We start from the raw sequence: 17,224 nt of genomic DNA, 5'->3' as shown, positions 1-17,224 counted from the left end.
GGCATGACCCCGCTCTCCGTCCTCGACCTCTCCTTCGTCAGCGCTGACTCGACCCCGGCGCGGGCGCTGCACGACACGCTGGCCCTCGCCCGCCACGTCGATAACCTCGGCTACCGGCGCTACTGGCTCGCCGAGCACCACGCGCTCCCCAACGTGGCGAGCCCGGCGCCCGAGATCATGATCGGCCAGATCGCCGCCGCGACCCGCAACCTCCGGGTCGGCTCGGGCGGCATCATGCTGCCGAACCACGCGCCGCTGATGGTGGCCGAGCGCTTCCGGGTGCTGGAGGCCCTGTTCCCCGGCCGGATCGACCTCGGTCTCGGGCGCGCGCCCGGCACGGACGGAATCACCGCGCGGGCGCTGCGCCGCCGGGAAGCGCCGGGGGAGGGCGGCGGCCACGGGGGCGGGGACGACTTCCTCGACCGCCTTCAGGAGCTGCTGTTCTGGGACGGTGGCTTCCCGGAGGGGCACCCGTTCGCGCGGATCGAGGCGAGCCCCGCGGGGGTGCCGCTGCCGCCGATCTTCCTGCTCGGCTCCTCCGACTACAGCGCCCGCCTCGCCGGCGAGATCGGCTGCGGCTTCGGCTTCGCGCAGCACTTCTCCGGGATGCCCGCGGAGCCGCCGATGCTGGACTACCGGACCCGGTTCCGGCCGACGCGGCTCGGCGCGAAGCCCCACGCGATCCTGGCGGTGGCGGCGATCTGCGCCGCCACGGACGCGGAGGCCGAGCGCCTCGCCTCCAGCGCGCGGCTCGCGACGCTGCGGCGGGAGCGCGGCGAGTACCGGCCTCTGCCGAGCCTCGCCGAGGCGCTGGACTACCCGTATTCCGACGGCGAGCGGGTGCAGATCGAGCGCGGCCGCGACCGCCTGCACGTGGGCGGCCCCGAGACCCTGCGGGCCCGGCTCGCCGAGATGGTCCGGCGCACGCAGGCCGACGAGCTGATGATCGTCTCGGCGATCCCCGACCAGGCGGCGCGCCACGACTCCTACGCGCTGCTGGCGCGGGCCTGGGGACTCGGCGCCGCCTCACAGGCGGCCTGAGCCGTCACTCGCCCCCGCCGCGGGCGCTGGCGGCGGCGGGGCCGGCCGTGCAGGCTCCCCCCCGGTTCACGCCCGCGACCAGACGGGCCGACCGGAGGAGAGGCAGCATGGGCAACCGACGCGAATTCCTGACCGGCACGGCCGCCGGCCTCGCCGCCGCCGCGGCGCCGGCCCGGGCCGCCGAGGAGCGCACGGCGGCTCCGAAGTCCACGCCGGCGGCGGCGCCGCCCTTCGGCATGCCCCGCGACATGGTCCTCCTCAACATGCGCCGCGGCGACGGCTACGCCCTGGGCGTGAAGACGAAGGACGGCGTTCTCGACGTCGAGGCCGCCGGCCGGGCGCTCGGGATGCCGGTCCCCGCAGACATGGACGACCTTCTCCAGAACGGGCGCGGCCCGGCCCTGCGCGCCCTGATCGACGCGGTCGAGGCCGCGCCCGACGGGCGCTTCGTGCTGGCGGAAGCCGACGTCGCCTACGCGCCGGTGGTCACGCGGCCCGAGAAGATCATCATGATGGGCTTCAACTACCGCCACCACGCGGAGGAGACCGGCACGCCGATCCCCAAGGACCCGCCGCTGTTCAACAAGTACAACAACGCCCTGAACCACCACGGCGGCACGATCGCGCTGCCGACCCAGGCGGCGCGGGAATTCGACTACGAGACCGAGCTGGTGATGGTGTTCGGCCGCGAGTGCCGGAACGTGTCCGAGGCGGACGCCCTCGATTATCTCGCCGGCTACTGCACGGGCAACGATTTCAGCGCCCGGGACCTCCAGACGCTGACCTCGCAGTTCATGATCGGCAAGACCTCGGACGGGTTCGCGCCGCTCGGCCCCTACCTGGTGACCGCCGACCGGGTGAAGGACCCGAACAACCTCAAGCTCAAGACGCTGGTCAACGGCCGGGTGCGCCAGGACTGGAGCACCGACGACATGATCTTCAACTGCCGCCAGCTGATCAGCTTCGCGTCGAAGGTGATGACCCTGAAGCCGGGGGACATCTTCTACACCGGGACCCCGCAGGGGGTGATCTTCGGCGAGAAGATCCCGCGCAAGGACCGCGCGTGGCTGAAACCCGGCGACGAGGTCGTATCCGAGCTGGAAGGGCTCGGTGAGCTGCGCTTCAGGCTGGTCTGATCCGTCGTCCGAGCGGTGCGACCCGCACCGTCATCACGAGCGCAGCGACGTGACCCAGGGCAGCGCGACGGCAGGTGTCGTCGCGCCGGCCGGATCGCTTCGCTCCGCTCGCGAGGACGGCACTGTCGCAGCCATCACCCGTGAACGACCCGGGTGCTGGGACCGTCCTCAGCGCCCGAACAGGCGACCGAGACGGGCGAGGAAGCCGCCCCCATCCGCGGGCTTCGCACCGGGCGTCGCCGCCTGCGCGGCCCCCGCCTTCGGCGCCAGGATGAGCCCGAGGGCTGCCGTATCGGTGGTCTCGCGGTCGATCAGGATCAGGCTGCCGGTCTCGCGGTTCTCCGCGTACGGGTCCACCGCCACCGGCCGGTCGAAGCGCAGGCTCACGTCGGCGATGTCGTTCGCCGACAGGCGCTCGGCCGGGCCGGGCTGGCCGGTCTCCGGATCGATCCGCGAGGCGATCCGCTCCACGGTCGCGGTGACCGTGGCGGTGCCGATCTTGGCGAGCAGGCTCGCGCCCGGGCTGAGATCGGTCTCGGCCGCCCAGAACAGGCGCGCGTCGAGGGTCTCGGTGACCCGCATCGGCGCGTCGGTGGCCACGATCACCTGCCCGCGGGAGGCGTCGATCTGGTCGGCCAGCACCAGGGTCACCGACTCGTCCTCGCCGGCCTCGGGCAGGTCGCCGTCGGCGGTGTAGATCCGCGCCACCGTGGAGGTCCGGCCGGAGGGCTGGACCGTCACCGAATCGCCCGGCCGCACCCGGCCGCTGGCGATCCGGCCGCTGTAGCCGCGGAACTCGGAATTGGGCCGGTTGACCCACTGCACCGCCATCCGGAACGGCGCGTTCAGCGCCTCCGCGCGGACCGGCACGGTCTCGAGGTAGTGGAGCAGGGTGCCGCCCGTGTACCAGGGCGCCGCGACGCCCGCGTCCACGACGTTGTCGCCGTTCTTGGCCGAGAGCGGGATCGCCTTGACCTCGGAGAAATTCAGCCCGCGGGCGAAGTCCGAGAACCCCGACACGATGCCGTCGAAGGTGCCCTGCGCCCAGCCAGCGAGGTCCATCTTGTTCACCGCCAGCACGACGCGGCGGATCCCGAGATTCGACACGAGCAGCGCGTGGCGCCGCGTCTGCCGGGTCAGGCCCTGGCGGGCGTCGACCAGGATCACCGCCACGTCGGCCGTCGAGGCGCCGGTGGCCATGTTGCGGGTGTACTGCTCGTGGCCGGGGGTGTCGGCCACGATGAAGGAGCGCTTGTCGGTGGAGAAGAACCGGTAGGCGACGTCGATGGTGATGCCCTGCTCGCGCTCGGCCTGGAGGCCGTCGACGAGCAGCGCGAGGTCCATCTCCTGCCCCTGCGTCCCGTGCTTGCGCGAGTCGCGCTGGAGCGCCGAGATCTGGTCGTCGAAGATCTGCTTGGTGTCGTGCAGGAGCCGCCCGATCAGGGTCGACTTGCCGTCATCCACCGAGCCGCAGGCGATGAAGCGCAGCACCGCCTTGTTGCGGTGGGCGGTGAGGAACGCCGCGTAGCCGGAGGCCCGGTCGGTGAAGGCCGTGGGAGCCTGGTGGAGCGTCATCAGAAATAGCCCTCCTGCTTCTTGCGCTCCATGGCGCCGGCCCCGTCCTTGTCGATCACCCGGCCCTGCCGCTCCGAGGTGCGCGCCGCCAGCGTCTCGCCGATGATCTCGGGCAGCGAGGCCGCGTCGCTCTCCACCGCGCCGGTGAGCGGGTAGCAGCCGAGGGTGCGGAAGCGGACGAGGCGCTGCTGCGGGGTCTCGCCGGGCGCGAGCGGCAGCCGCTCGTCGTCGACCATGATGAGCTGGCCCTCGCGCTCGACCACCGGCCGCTCCTTGGCGAAGTAGAGCGGCACGATCGGAATGTTTTCCTGCTCGATGTAGAGCCAGATGTCGAGCTCGGTCCAGTTCGACAGCGGGAAGACCCGCAGGGACTCGCCGCGCTTCTTCTTGAGATTGTAGAGGTGCCAGGGCTCGGCGCGCTGGCGCTTCGGGTCCCAGCGGTGCTGCGCGGTGCGCAGGGAGATGATCCGCTCCTTGGCGCGGCTCGCCTCCTCGTCGCGGCGGGCGCCGCCGAAGGCCGCGTCGAACTTGTGCTTGTCGAGCGCCTGCCGCAGGGCCTGCGTCTTCATCACGTCGGTGTGGACCTCGGAGCCGTGGCTCACCGGCCCGACACCGCGGGCGAGCCCGTCCGGGTTGGTGTGGACCAGGAGGTCGAGGCCGAGTTCCTTGGCGCGGGCGTCGCGGAAGGCGATCATCTCGCGGAACTTCCACGTCGTGTCGACGTGGAGCAGCGGGAACGGCAGCCGCCCGGGCGCGAAGGCCTTGAGGGCGAGGTGCAGCAGCACCGAGGAATCCTTGCCGATCGAGTAGAGCATCACCGGGTTCTCGGTCTCGGCGACCGTCTCCCGGAAGATGTGGATGCTCTCGGCCTCCAGCCTCTTGAGATGGCTGAGGCGGTCGGCGGCGGTCGGTGCGGGCGTGGGGGCGCTCGGCTGCACGGCGGCGGCGAGGGCGGCGCTCATCGGGCGAACTCCGGCTGGCGGGCTGTCTGATTCGGGGTGGTCTCGAAGGCGGCGGGCTCGAGGATCGCGGGCTCTTGGCCCGGCTGCACGGCCGCACCGGGGCGTCCGACGTGCAGGCCGCACTCCTTCTTGTCTTCCTGCTCCCACCACCACCGGCCGGCCCGCTCGGGCTCGCCGAGCTTCACGGCGCGGGTGCAGGGGGCGCAGCCGATCGACGGGAAGCCGCGATCGTGCAGGACGTTGTAGGGCACGAAATTGTCGCGCACGAAGCGGTCGACCTGCTCCCGCGACCAGTCGGCCAGCGGGTTCAGCTTGATCAGGCCGCGCTCCGCGTCGAAGGCGGCGAGCGGCGTCTCGGCGCGGTTGGCCGACTGGCCGGCCCGCAGCCCGGTGAGCCAGCCGCTCGCGCCGGCGAGCGCGCGGCCGAGCGGCTCGACCTTGCGGAAGCCGCAGCAGGCCTGACGGGCCGCCACCGAGCGCCGGAAGCCGTTAATGCCCTCGCTCCGCACGAAATCCTCGGCGGCCGCGCGTTCGGGGGCGTAGGCGGTGATTCGGATGCCGTAGGCCGACTCGGTCTCGGTCCACGTGTCGTAGGTCTCGGCGAAGAGGCGGCCGGTATCGAGGGTGACGATCTCGACGCGACCCTTCGCGAGGCCCGCCATGGCCAGCGCGTGGGTGAGCGCCTGGTCCTCGACGCCGAGGCTCGTCGTGAAGACGAGGCGGCCGGGGATCTCGGCGGCGATCAGGTGGAGGCGGCCTGGAAGGTCGAGCCCGGACAGCCGCTCCGCGAGGGAGTCGGCCGCCTGTCGGTCCGGACGGGTCATCGCGCCATGTCCCGGGGTTCGCGTGGTGGAAAGGCCACGGCCAGCGCCGTGCCAGTTGTCGAGCGGTCGAAATGTTCGCTATACCGAACGAAGTCAAGGCGCCCCGGCGCGCTTGGCGGGGTCGGACCGGCGGTTCGGCGTGCGGTTGCGCACAGCTTCCGGCGCGGGCAGCATGGGCCCGAGGTAAAAGATTCTTCTCACCGGTCCCGGTAGACACGTATATGCCCTCGCGCCCCGCGCGCGGCGGAAGCCCACGGAGACAGCTTTGGACGCGATCGATCTGAAGATTCTCGCCCTGCTGCAGACGGACGCCACACTCTCCATCGCGGCGATCGGCGAGCGCGTGGGCCTGTCGCAGACCCCGTGCTGGAAGCGCATCCAGAAGCTGGAGGCCGACGGGGTCATCGACCGGCGCGTGGCGGTGCTCGATCCGGTGAAGCTGGGCCTCGGGCTGACGGTGTTCGTCTCCATCGAGACCGCGGACCATTCCCAGGAGTGGCTGCAGCGCTTCGCCGCAACCGTCTCGGCCATGCCGGAGGTGCTGGAGTTCTACCGGATGGCCGGCGACGTGGACTACATGCTGCGGGTCGTCGTCGCCGACATGCAGGCCTATGACAGCTTCTACAAGCACCTCATCGCGGTGCTGCCGCTCAAGAACGTCACCTCCCGCTTCGCGATGGAGAAGGTGAAATCCACCACGGCCCTGCCGCTGCCGGCGCCCCCGAAGAACGGGCGGCACCTGCCGGGGACGGCCCCCGTCCTCGCCGTGGTTGGAGAATGATATTCTCTTTTTTCGCAGTGCAGCGAACGTGATGTCCTATACGCCGCCCGTTCTGCAAAACGAACGTTTCTCGATTGACACCGGCCGCGCCGGCCCCGACATGGTCCCGTGATGTCCCGCCAGAATCTCCTCCCGCGCACCGCCCCGTTCGGGGACGGCGAGCGCGCCAGCCTCGACGCGGTGCTCGGCACCGCGAGCCCCACGCAGCGCGCCTGGCTCGCCGGCTTCCTGGCGGGCCTCGACGCCGCGGGCGGCCAGCCGGCCGCGGTGCCGGCCGCCCCGCCCAAGGCCGCCGCGCCGCTGACGGTGATCTACGCCAGCGAATCGGGGAACTCCGAGGCGCTCGCCGGCAACGTCGCCAAGCTCGCGCGCAAGCAGGGCTTCAAGCCGAAGGTGGTGGACTTCGCCGACCTCGACGTCGCGACCCTGCCCAAGGCCGGCAAGCTGATCGCCATCGCGGCCACCTGGGGCGAGGGCGAGCCGCCGGCCCGGGCCGTGCGGGCCTACGGCGAGCTGATGGGGGAGGGCGCCCCGCGCCTCGACGGCGTCGAGTTCGCGGTCCTGTCGCTCGGCGACACGTCCTACGCGGAGTTCTGCGCCATCGGGAAGGCGCTCGACGCGCGCTTCGAGGCGCTCGGCGCCAAGCGCGCCGCCGAGCGGGCCGACCTCGACCTCGATTTCGAGAAGCCGGCCGCCGACTGGATCAAGGGCGCGCTGAAGGCGCTCGCCCCGGCCGAGCAGCCCGACAACGTCGTGGCGGTGGACTTCGCCCGCGCCGGCGCCGGCGAGGACGACGACGCCGAGCCGAGCCGCGAGCCCGTCGTGGTCGAGGTCGTCGAGCACGTGAACCTCAACTCCTCGCGCTCCGACAAGGAGACGATCCACCTCGCGCTCGCCTTCGAGGACGGCGCGCCGGCCTACGAGCCCGGCGATTCGCTGGAAATCTACCCCGAGAACGACCCGCAGCTCGTGGACGAGATCCTGAACGCCGCCGGGCTCTCCGGCGACGAGGCCCTGCGCCGGGCGCTGCTCGCCGAGCGGGACATCACCACGCTCTCGGCCGCCACGATCGAGCGCTTCGTGAAGGCGACCGGCCACGCGGAGGCGCAGACGCTCATCGACAGCGGCGAGGCCAAGGCCTGGATCGAGGGCCGCCACCTGATCGACCTGCTGGAGACCTACCCGGCGAAGCTCACCGCCGAGCACGTGAATACGATCACCCGGCCGCTGCCGCCGCGGGCCTACTCGATCGCCTCCTCCCGCCAGGAGGTCGGCGACGAGGTCCACCTCGCGATCGCGGCGGTGCGCTACGAGACCCACGGCCGCGCCCGCTCGGGCGTCGCCTCGGTCCACGTCGCTGACCGGATCCGCGACGGCGCCAAGCTGCGGGTGCGGCTGAAGCCGAACCGCCACTTCCGCCTGCCGCAGGATCCGGCCACCGACATCATCATGGTCGGGCCGGGCACCGGCGTCGCGCCGTTCCGCGCCTTCGTGCAGGAGCGCCGGGCCGTGGAGGCCCCGGGGCGCTCGTGGCTGTTCTTCGGCGACCGGCACTTCACCCACGACTTCCTGTACCAGCTCGAGTGGCAGGACGCCCTGGAGGACGGGTCGCTCACGAAGATCGACGTGGCCTTCTCGCGGGACCAGCCGGAGAAGGTCTACGTTCAGGACCGGATCACCCAGCACGCGCAGGAGTTGGTCTCCTGGCTGGACGGGGGCGCGCATCTCTATGTCTGCGGCGATGCCAAGGCCATGGCCAAGGACGTGCGCGCCGCCGTGGTGGGCGCGTACCAGAGCGCGAAGGGCCTCAGCGCCGCCGAAGCCGAGGCGCAGGTCGCGGCGCTGGAGCGCAGCCACCGCTACCAGCAGGACGTTTACTGAGGACACACCGCTCCCCGCACCGCGGGGGGCCTTCGACGAGATGCGGCAGAGACAGGCGGGACGCAGGTCCCCGCTCCCGGACGGGAGAGGGACAGGGTGAGGGATCAGGTCTTTCCGGAGAGGGCGCACCCCTCACGCCGACCCGCTCCCGCACGGGAGAGGGGGCGGGTCGCGGATCCGGTTCCAGTCCTGCACCGGCTTCGCTCCGCTCGCCACCTCCCGATCGGGGAGGAAGACGCGTTCAGACAGACGGATTCACCCCATGGACGACCACAGCCCCCGCGACGCCGCCGAGACCCCGGCCCCCGGCCCGACCACCGCCCCGGCCAAGCGCGTCTACGAGACCCCGCCGACAACGCGCCCGATCACGGACGCCGAGGCCGCGCGCGCGGAGAAGCTCGCGGCGAACGAGCACATCAAGATCGCCAGCGGCTACCTCCGCGGCACCCTGGCGGACGGCCTCCTCAAGCACGCCACCGGGGCGATCTCGGAGGATGACGGGCAGCTCGTGAAGTTCCACGGGATGTACCTGCAGGACGACCGCGACCTGCGCCCCGAGCGGACCAAGAAGAAGCTCGACAAGGCCTACAGCTTCATGATCCGCCTGCGCATCGCCGGCGGCGTCATCACCCCGAAGCAGTGGCTGATCCTCGACGACATCGCCCGGACCTACGCGGGCGGGGCGCTGCGCGCGACCACGCGCCAGACCTTCCAGTACCACGGCGTGATCAAGTCGAACCTGAAGCGCACGATGGCCGCCATCGACGGCGCGCTGCTCGACACGATCGCGGCCTGCGGCGACGTCAACCGCAACGTCATGGCGGCGACGAACCCCGCTCAGACCGGCGCCCACAAGGCCGCCTACCAGCTCGCCAAGGACATCTCCGACTCGCTGCTGCCCAAGACCAGCGCGTGGCGGGAGATCTGGCTCGACGGCGAGCGCGTGGTCGGCGGCGAGGAGGAGGCCGAGGTCGAGCCGGTCTACGGCCGGACCTACCTGCCGCGGAAGTTCAAGACCGTCGTGGCGGTGCCGCCCTCCAACGAGGTCGACATCTTCGCCCACGACCTCGGCTTCATCGCGATCCTCGACAAGAAGAACCAGGTCACCGGCTGGAACGTGACGGTGGGTGGCGGCATGGGCATGACCCACGGCGAGCCCGACACCTTCCCGCGCACCGCCGACGTGATGGGCTTCGTGAAGCCCGAGGACGCCCTGAAGGTCGCCGAGGCGGTGATGACCGTCCAGCGCGACTGGGGCAACCGCAAGAACCGCAAGAACGCCCGGCTCAAGTACACGATCGAGCGCTACGGCCTCGACGCCTTCCGGGCCGAGGTCGAGAAGCGCGCCGGCAAGAAGCTCGGCGCGCCCAAGCCCTTCACCTTCACGGGCAACGGCGACCGCTACGGCTGGGTCGAGGGCGACGACGGCCGCCACCACCTGACCCTCTACGTGCCCTCGGGCCGGATCAAGGACATCGCGGGCGGCGCGCAGTTCCTCTCGGGCCTGCGCCGCATCGCCGAGGTGCATCAGGGTGATTTCCGCCTCACCGGCAACCAGAACGTCATCATCGCCAATGTCCCGGCCGAGAAGCGCGCGGAGATCGACGCGCTGGTCGACGAGTACGGCCTGACCCGGGGCGCGAGCGCGCTGCGGCGCAGCTCGATCGCCTGCGTGGCCCTGCCGACCTGCGGCCTCGCGCTCGCCGAGAGCGAGCGCTACCTGCCGGACCTGATGACCGAGCTGGAGGAGAGCCTCGCGTCCCACGGGCTCGCCGAGGAGGAGATCACGATCCGCTCCACCGGCTGCCCGAACGGCTGCGCCCGGCCGTTCATCTCGGAGATCGGCCTCGTCGGCCGCGGCCCCGAGCGCTACCACCTCTACCTGGGCGCCGCCCACGACGGCTCGCGGCTCAGCAAGCTCTACCGGGAGGACGTGGCGGCCTCCGAGATCCGCGACACCCTCGACCCGCTCTTCGCCGACTACGCGAAGGGCCGGCAGCCGGGCGAGCATTTCGGCGACTACCTGATCCGCGCCGGCCACGTGGCGCGGACCACCAACGGCCCGGACTTCCACGAGCGGACTGGCGCCCTCAAGCCGGCCACGCTCGGCTGACGAAAGGCCGCGCGCGTCCGGGACGGCGCTTCCGGACGCGCCGGGACCGCGAGGCCGCGGCGGCAGGGTCGCGGGCAGGGTTGCGGAATGCGGGTCGCGGCCCGGCCCCGCCCTGACCGGAGCCGCGCGCCGATCCCGGGCGGCCGGGCCGCGGCGCGAGGGATCCGAGCCCCGGAGGAACTCCCCGCCCATGCGTGGATCCGGACGGTCGTTCCGAGAAAACCGGAACCGCCGCCGGAGACCCGGCCGCGCTCGCGCCGGCACGCCCGGTTGATCCCCGCCCTCGCATATCCCGGCCCCAGCGATGCGCCGCCGTCGCGACGCTTCACCCCCGATGAGAATGAACGTTCATTGACATGAGAATGAACGTTCATTACAAGGGTGGGGCAAACAGGAGCGCGCGATGGCTCTCACCCTCGAAGGCCGCTGGTCCGATCTCGATGCCGAGCGTTTCGGCGCCCGCGGCCCGGGCGCCCTCGCCCTCGTCCGCGCCGTCTGCACCCCCGCCAACTTGACCTTCGGCGCCGTCCTGGCCCTCGCCTGGCTGGCCCTGATCAACTGGACGGGCGCCGGCCCGGACGGCTGGCAGGCCCGGATCTGCGCGGACCTGCATCAGGGACCGCAATCCTGCGCCGTCGCCAGCCTGGGCAAGGACCAGAGCCGCGTCGCCCCGGTCGCCGTCACGGCGCAGCCGGGATCGTGACCGTCGCGGCGGACAGGAGGGCGGAGGCCCGCGGCGACCCGTCCGCCCGGCGCGCGCACATCCTCGACGCCGCCGAGACCTGCTTCGCGCGCAACGGCTTCCATCGCACCACCATGCAGGACCTCGCCCGCGAGGCCGCGATGAGTCCGGGCAACTTCTACCGCTACTTCGAATCCAAGGAGGCCCTGGTCCTCGGGCTGGTGGAGCGCGAGCGCGAGCGCGGCACGCTCCTGGTCGCCGAGATGGAGGGCAGCGGCGATCCGCGCGGGACGTTGCTGGGCATCATCGCCCGCTACTTCGCGTCGATCACCCGCGAGGCCGCGACCCTGCGGGTGGAGATCTGGTCGGAATCGACCCGCAACCCGGACATCGCCGCCATGACGGCGCGGACCGAGGCGGAGAGCCGCGACTGGTTCGTGGCGACCCTGGCGGCGCTCGCCACCGCGCCGGGATGCGATCCGGCCGGCCTCTACGCCCTGCTCGCGCCGCTGATGAAGGGGATCGTCGTCGGCCGGGCCGCGCTGCCCGGCTACGACGTCGCCGCGGCGATCGCCCAGCTCCACGCGCTCCTCGACGCCGGGCTCGACGGTCGCCTGCCGGCCCCGGCGCACGCGGGCCGACACGCCGGCCGCTGATCCCGGCACCGCGGCCGCCGCGCCCCCGGGACGCACCGGCGGCGCGCCGGTCGAACCGCCATCGACGATCGCGCGTCGGACACGGCGCGCGGTACGCCGGCCGGTCCGCGTTTCCCCCCTCGCGCGGGCCGGCCGGCCGTTCTCCCGGGCGATCCCGCGCGATCACGCCCGGTCCCCTGACAGACGCGACGGCGTGAGTCGGCCCGCGGCCCGGGATTCAGCCGGTTGCGAAAGCCACGCATTACACACTCTGTAGTTGGCAGCTTTGAATGATTTCAAAGCATTGCCCCTCAAAGCGTGCCTTCCGCGCCACATCCGGGCAGAGGATGCGCGCGTCACCCGCGGCTTTCCCGATCGGCGTTGAGAAACGACGGCGTTTGCACTCTAGAAACACCGCACCGCGTCGATACGCCGCTCTTGAGAACGATTTTAAATCATGCACGCCGCCCGGATCGACGCCGTCGATCGCATCAAATACTTCCGGTCGCGCCTGAATATCTGCAGCACCGGACTCGCGACGTCGCTCCTCCTGCTCGCGCCGACGGAGATCCGCGCGCAATCCGACCCGGCCGCCGACGAGGTCGTGCTCTCCGAACTCAGCGTTGCGGGCACGGGCCCGGCCAGCGAGCGGGCCGACGGTCCCGTCGGGGGCTACCGGGCGACGCGCTCGGCGACAGCCACGCGCACCGACACGCCGGTGCGCGACTCGCCGCAATCGATCAACGTCGTGTCCCGCTCGGTGATCACCGACCAGCAGGATCTGCGGCTCACCGATGCCGTGACCAACGTCAGCAACGTGGTCCTGGGCAGCACGGTGCAGGGCCGGTCGCAGAACTACCTGATCCGCGGCTTCTCCACGCAGGTCTTCGCCGTCGACGGCGTGCTGGTCGATCCGGCCATCAACTTCTACCCGGTCACACGGGACCTCGTGGACGCCGAGCGCGTCGAGGTGATCAAGGGCCCGGCCTCGGTGCTGTTCGGCCGGGGCGATCCCGGCGGCGTCATCAACATCGTGACCCGCCGGCCCACCTTCGAGCCCACGGCCGACGCGAGCGTGCAGGGCGGCAGCTTCGGCTTCCGGAGGTTCCAGGGCTCCGTGTCGAGCGCGCTGCCCGCCGTCGAGGGCCTCGCCGCGCGTCTCAGCTTCGCCGCCCAGGAGGATCCGACCTTCCGCAATTACGGCGGCGACACGAACCGGCGCGTCTTCGTGGCGCCGGCCTTCAGCTGGACGCCGAGTGCCGACACCCGGGTCTACGTGAACTCGGAATTCACCAACCAGCACACCCAGTACGACGAGGGGCTGGTGGCCTTCCGCGGCCGCGTCCCGCTCGACAACATCGGCCGGTTCTACGGTGAGCCGTCCTCGCGCTACTTCGGCGCGTTCAACACGATCACCATGCGGGCTGAGCACGACGTCAACGAGAACCTGACGCTCCGGCAGGTCATCGCCGGGCAATGGGGCACGTTCGACGTGTTCGCCGCCCGTGCCCTATCGGTCAACAATGCCGGCACGCTGCTGAGCCGGCGCGAAGCCACGGTCAACTCGCGCTTCGCCGCGGTCGACAGCCAGACCGAGGCCGTGATGAAGTTCGACACCTTCGGCTTCGCGCATACGGCGCTCCTCGGGTTCGAGTACTCGAACGGCTTCCGCCACGCCTTCTCCCAGCAGGGCAACCTCGCCCCGGTCAGCTTCCTCAACCCGATGTTCGGCGCGGCCTTCCAGCCGCTCCAGTTCCAGGCCGACCTGAAGCAGAAGCTGGAAGTGTTCGGGCTCTACGTCCAGGACCAGATCGTGCTGGCGCCGGGCTTGCAGCTCGTCGTCGGCGCCCGGTTCGATCTCGGCAGCCAGTACTATTTCAACCGCCAGCCGGCCTCGCGGACCCAGCCGCCCGAGCAGACCCTGTTCGGCGCCTCGCCGCGGGTCGGGCTGATCTACCGGCCGTTCGAGCCGCTGACCTTCTACGCGAGCTACGCCACGTCGTTCCTGCCGCAGACCGCCAGCGTGCTGAACGTGGCGAGCCCCCCGCCCAGCACGGGCGAGCAGGTCGAGGCCGGCACCCGGGTCGATCTCACGCCCGGCCTGACCCTGAGCGTGGCCGCCTTCCAGATCGTCCGGGACAACGTCGCGGCCACCGACCCGCGCAATCCCACCTTCTCGGTCATCACCGGCCAGCAGCGGTCGCGGGGTGTCGAGGCCGATCTGGCCGGCGAGATCCTGCCCGGCTGGAGCATCATCGGCAGTGTCGGCCTGATCGACGCGCGGATCACCAAGGACACGACCTTCGCGGTCGGCAACCGGCTCACCGGCGTGCCGGTGTTCAGCGGCAGCCTGTGGACGACCTACGCCTTCCAGGACGGCCCGCTGCGCGGGCTCGGGCTCGGCTTCGGCGTCACCCATGTCGGCCGACGCTACGGCGACCTCGACAACAGCTTCACCGTGGGCGCCTACAACCGGCTCGACGCGCTCGTGTACTACGATTTCGACGCCCACTGGCGCCTGTCGGTGAACATGCGCAACCTGACGAACGCGCGCTACATCGAGGCGCCGACCAACGCGACCAACAACACCCCCGGGGCGCCGTTCACGGTGCTGGCGACGATCACCGCCCGGCTCTGACGGGCGGGCCGCATCGCCCGAGCGGCCGGGCCCGTCGCCCCGCCGGAGGCCGCCGTCAGGGGCTCGCCGTGCGGACGGCGCCCGCCGGCGCCCCGGCCGCGACGGTCCTGCGCCGGGCGCCGGCGCGGCGGCGCAGGACGTAGAGCGTCAGGCCGGTCGCCGCGAAGCCCGGCATGGCCAGCGCCGCGAGGCAGAACAGCAGCGCGACGAGGTCGCCGAAGAAGCGGCCGCGATGCACCTCCAGGACGTTGTCCAGGAGGTGCCGGCCCAGCGGCGCGTCGGCGGCCCGCTCGGAGGCCAGCAGCGCGCCCGTGGCGGGATCGTAGCGGATCTCGTTGCGGGCGCTCGGCGCGTCGACGCCCTTCGGCAGCCAGCGGATGCGGATCGCCTTCGTGTCGGCGCCCGGCAAAGTCAGGACCGCCGTCCCGGCCTCCGCGCCGGTCCGCGCGCGGAAATCCGCCCAGGCGCGGTCGACGGCCGCGCCGTCGGCGGCGGGATCGGCCGGTTTTCCGGCGGCCCTGCGGCCGGCCGGCTTCGCGGCGTCGGGGGCGCCCACGAGCAGCCGCGTCGCGCCGTCCTTGAACCACGGGTAGGACCACGTCAGGCCGCTCAGCGCGATGACTAGGTAGACCGGCAGGAGCCAGGTCCCGACCACGGCGTGCAGCGACCACCAGCGCGGCCGGCCGGGCCGCGACAGGGCCGGCTTCAGCCAGATCCGCCAGCGGTGGATCCGGGGCCAGCGCAGGTAGAGGCCGGTCGCCAGGAAGGCCAGCAGCGCCAGGGTGCAGGCGCCCGTCACGGTGCGGCCCCAGCCCTTGGACCCGCCGGGCAGCAGCAGCCAGCGGTGCAGGTCCCGCACCGTCGTGAAGGCGCCCTCCAGCCGCACCGGGCCGAGCAGCGCGCCGTCGTAGGGGTCGGCGTAGGCGGCGGGCGGCCGCGCGCGGGTCTCGGGATCGCGGGCGAAGCGGACGTGGACGCTCGCGCGCGGGTCGTCCGACAGGGTCAGCACGTTGGCGACGCGGCCGCCCGCCTGCGCGTCGATCCGCGCCGCCAGCGCCGCGGGGGGCAGCGCCGTCCGCCCGGCGGGCGCGACCTCGAGCCGGTCGCGGTTGGCGAAGGCGGTGACCGCCTCCTCGTAGCTCATCAGCGCCCCGGTCAGGCCCATCAGGGCGAGGACGAGGCCGGCGGTGAGGCCGAGCGCCCAGTGCAGGCGGAAGAGCAGGGTCCGGAGGGAGGGAATCGGCAGCGTCATGGCGGTGCCGGCTGCCTAGCAGAGTCCGGCCACGCTGACGACGCGGCGGGACGCATGCCCCGCCCGACCGTCCGGCCGTCCCGCCGGTGAGTCTCAGGTGATCGGCGCGGGGTTGAACAGGGTCAGGTCGTTGAACAGCCCCCACCGGTCCGACCAGGGGCGCTTGCGCCCGCTCGCGACGTCGAGGATCAGGTGGAACAGCTCCCAGCCGACCTCCTCGATCGTCGCCGCGCCGGTGGCGATGCGGCCGGCATCGAGGTCGATCAGGTCGGACCAGCGCTCGGCCAGCTCCGTGCGGGTGGCGACCTTGATCACCGGCGCCTGACTGAGGCCGTAGGGCGTGCCGCGGCCGGTGGAGAACACCTGCAGGGTGATGCCCGAGGCGAGTTGCAGCGTGCCGCAGACGAAGTCGCTCGCCGGGGTCGCAGCGAAGATCAGGCCCCTCTCGCGGACGCGCTCGCCCGGCGCCAGGACCCCGGATATCGCGCTCGTGCCGGACTTGGCGACCGAGCCCAGCGCCTTCTCGACGATGTTGTTGAGCCCGCCCTTCTTGTTGCCCGGCGACGGGTTGGCCCGGCGGTCGGCCTCGCCCTTGGCGAGGTAGGCGTCGTACCACGCCATCTCGCGGACCAGCGCCGCGGCGACCTCCGGGCTCTTCGCCCGGGGGGTGAGGAGGTGGATCGCGTCGCGCACCTCCGTCACCTCGGAGAACATCACGGTGGCGCCGCAGCGGACCAGCAGGTCGGCCGCGAAGCCGAGCGCCGGGTTGGCGGTGACGCCCGAGAACGCGTCGCTGCCGCCGCATTGCAGGCCGACGACCAGGTCGGAGGCCGGGCAGGTCTCGCGGGTCCGGCGGTTCAGCACCTCCAGGCGTGCCTCCGCCATGGTCAGGATGCTGTCGATCATGGCCGAGAAGCCGCGGTGGCGCTCGTCCTGCAGCCGCACCACCCCGTCGCCGGCCGCGCCGCTGTCGGGCAGGAGCCGCTCCGAGACGAGCTTCTCGCAGCCGAGGCCGACGACCATGACCTCGCCGCCGAAATTCGGGTTCTGCGCGAGGCTCTGGAGCGTCCGGATCGGCACCACCGCCTCGGGGGCGTTGATGGCGACGCCGCAGCCGTAGGCGTGGGTCAGGCCGACCACGTCGTCGACGTTGGGGAAGCGCGGCAGCAGCTCCTGCTTGATCCGCCGGATCGCCACGTCGAGGGTGCCGGCGACGCACTGCACGCTGATCGAGATCGCCAGGATGTTCTTGGTACCCACCGACCCGTCCGGGTTGCGGTAGCCCTCGAAGGTGTAGCCCTCGAGCGGGGGCAGGGGGGCCGGCACGCGGGTGGCCATCTCCAGGGCGTCGAGGGCGGGGGCGACCGGCGTCGCGACGCGGGATTCCTCCACCCAGGCGCCCCGCGGGATCGGTTGCGTGGCGATGCCCACCACCTCGCCGTAGCGGCGGACCTCGCCGCCCTCCGGGATGTCGGTGAGCGCCACCTTGTGGCCCTGCGGCACGAACTCGACGAGTTCCAGCCCGTCCGGGAAGACCGTGCCGGCCGGCAGCCCGAAGGCGTTGACCACGATCGCGACGTTGTCGCTGTCGCTCAGGCGGATCGTGCGCGGCACGTCGCCGGCGGCCCCTGCGGCCCGTCCGGCCCCCACGCCTGCCGGGTGCGGGCGGGTCGGGGCTTCGATCTCGGCCTGCATCGGATGCTC

At 72.0% G+C, this 17,224-nt stretch carries 13 protein-coding genes; 8 read left to right on the top strand and 5 right to left on the bottom strand.

Annotated elements, in window-relative coordinates:
• Positions 1–3 precede the first annotated feature (3 nt).
• Positions 4–1,041, top strand: coding sequence for an LLM class flavin-dependent oxidoreductase (locus ACQKQD_RS21760; protein WP_427509530.1), 1,038 nt, complete (start codon positions 4–6; stop codon positions 1,039–1,041).
• A gap of 107 nt (positions 1,042–1,148) precedes the next feature.
• Positions 1,149–2,177 carry a fumarylacetoacetate hydrolase family protein gene (locus tag ACQKQD_RS21755; RefSeq protein WP_427509529.1) on the top strand — a complete coding sequence of 343 codons (1,029 nt, stop codon included), beginning with the start codon at positions 1,149–1,151 and terminating at the stop codon, positions 2,175–2,177.
• A 168-nt stretch (positions 2,178–2,345) separates the two neighbouring features.
• On the opposite strand, the gene cysN is transcribed toward ACQKQD_RS21755, so the two are convergent.
• Genes cysN through ACQKQD_RS21740 form a run of 3 tightly spaced genes read right to left on the bottom strand, consistent with a single transcriptional unit; the run spans position 2,346 to position 5,538 of the window.
• Positions 2,346–3,752, bottom strand: coding sequence for a sulfate adenylyltransferase subunit CysN (gene cysN / locus ACQKQD_RS21750; RefSeq protein ID WP_427509528.1), 1,407 nt, complete (start codon positions 3,750–3,752; stop codon positions 2,346–2,348).
• Positions 3,752–4,714, bottom strand: a complete 963-nt coding sequence (gene cysD, locus ACQKQD_RS21745; RefSeq protein ID WP_091926378.1) for a sulfate adenylyltransferase subunit CysD — start codon at positions 4,712–4,714, stop codon at positions 3,752–3,754. Before cysD ends, cysN begins: the two co-directional genes overlap by 1 nt.
• Entirely contained in the window at positions 4,711–5,538 is an 828-nt protein-coding gene (locus tag ACQKQD_RS21740) for a phosphoadenylyl-sulfate reductase (RefSeq protein ID WP_020093186.1), read from the bottom strand. Before ACQKQD_RS21740 ends, cysD begins: the two co-directional genes overlap by 4 nt.
• A 265-nt stretch (positions 5,539–5,803) precedes the next feature.
• On the opposite strand from ACQKQD_RS21740, the gene ACQKQD_RS21735 reads away from it, so the two are divergent.
• The 6 genes from ACQKQD_RS21735 (at position 5,804) to ACQKQD_RS21710 (ending at position 14,268) form a co-directional block, all read left to right on the top strand.
• Positions 5,804–6,319: an Lrp/AsnC family transcriptional regulator gene (locus ACQKQD_RS21735; protein WP_010686224.1), complete on the top strand. Its 516-nt coding sequence runs from the start codon at positions 5,804–5,806 to the stop codon at positions 6,317–6,319.
• A gap of 111 nt (positions 6,320–6,430) precedes the next feature.
• A complete protein-coding gene (locus ACQKQD_RS21730) occupies positions 6,431–8,200 on the top strand; it encodes a diflavin oxidoreductase (RefSeq protein ID WP_427509527.1) in 1,770 nt (589 codons plus the stop codon).
• Between the two features lie 262 nt (positions 8,201–8,462).
• Positions 8,463–10,313, top strand: coding sequence for an NADPH-dependent assimilatory sulfite reductase hemoprotein subunit (locus ACQKQD_RS21725; protein ID WP_091978246.1), 1,851 nt, complete (start codon positions 8,463–8,465; stop codon positions 10,311–10,313).
• Between the two features lie 403 nt (positions 10,314–10,716).
• Positions 10,717–11,016, top strand: coding sequence for a hypothetical protein (locus ACQKQD_RS21720; RefSeq protein WP_020093189.1), 300 nt, complete (start codon positions 10,717–10,719; stop codon positions 11,014–11,016).
• Positions 11,013–11,651, top strand: coding sequence for a TetR/AcrR family transcriptional regulator (locus ACQKQD_RS21715; RefSeq protein ID WP_427509526.1), 639 nt, complete (start codon positions 11,013–11,015; stop codon positions 11,649–11,651). Before ACQKQD_RS21720 ends, ACQKQD_RS21715 begins: the two co-directional genes overlap by 4 nt.
• A gap of 436 nt (positions 11,652–12,087) precedes the next feature.
• Positions 12,088–14,268 (top strand): TonB-dependent siderophore receptor, encoded by a 2,181-nt coding sequence (locus ACQKQD_RS21710; protein ID WP_427509525.1) that lies wholly within the window; start codon positions 12,088–12,090, stop codon positions 14,266–14,268.
• A 55-nt stretch (positions 14,269–14,323) separates the two neighbouring features.
• On the opposite strand, the gene ACQKQD_RS21705 is transcribed toward ACQKQD_RS21710, so the two are convergent.
• On the bottom strand, positions 14,324–15,520 hold the full coding sequence (locus tag ACQKQD_RS21705) for a PepSY-associated TM helix domain-containing protein (protein WP_427509524.1): 1,197 nt from the start codon (positions 15,518–15,520) through the stop codon (positions 14,324–14,326).
• A gap of 93 nt (positions 15,521–15,613) precedes the next feature.
• Positions 15,614–17,215 carry a galactarate dehydratase gene (gene garD, locus ACQKQD_RS21700; RefSeq protein ID WP_427509523.1) on the bottom strand — a complete coding sequence of 534 codons (1,602 nt, stop codon included), beginning with the start codon at positions 17,213–17,215 and terminating at the stop codon, positions 15,614–15,616.
• Between the last annotated feature and the right edge of the window lie 9 nt (positions 17,216–17,224).

Source organism: Methylobacterium sp. NPDC080182, from assembly GCF_050281105.1.
In the GTDB taxonomy this organism is placed as follows: domain Bacteria; phylum Pseudomonadota; class Alphaproteobacteria; order Rhizobiales; family Beijerinckiaceae; genus Methylobacterium.
This window is presented reverse-complemented; position numbering and strand designations above follow the sequence as displayed.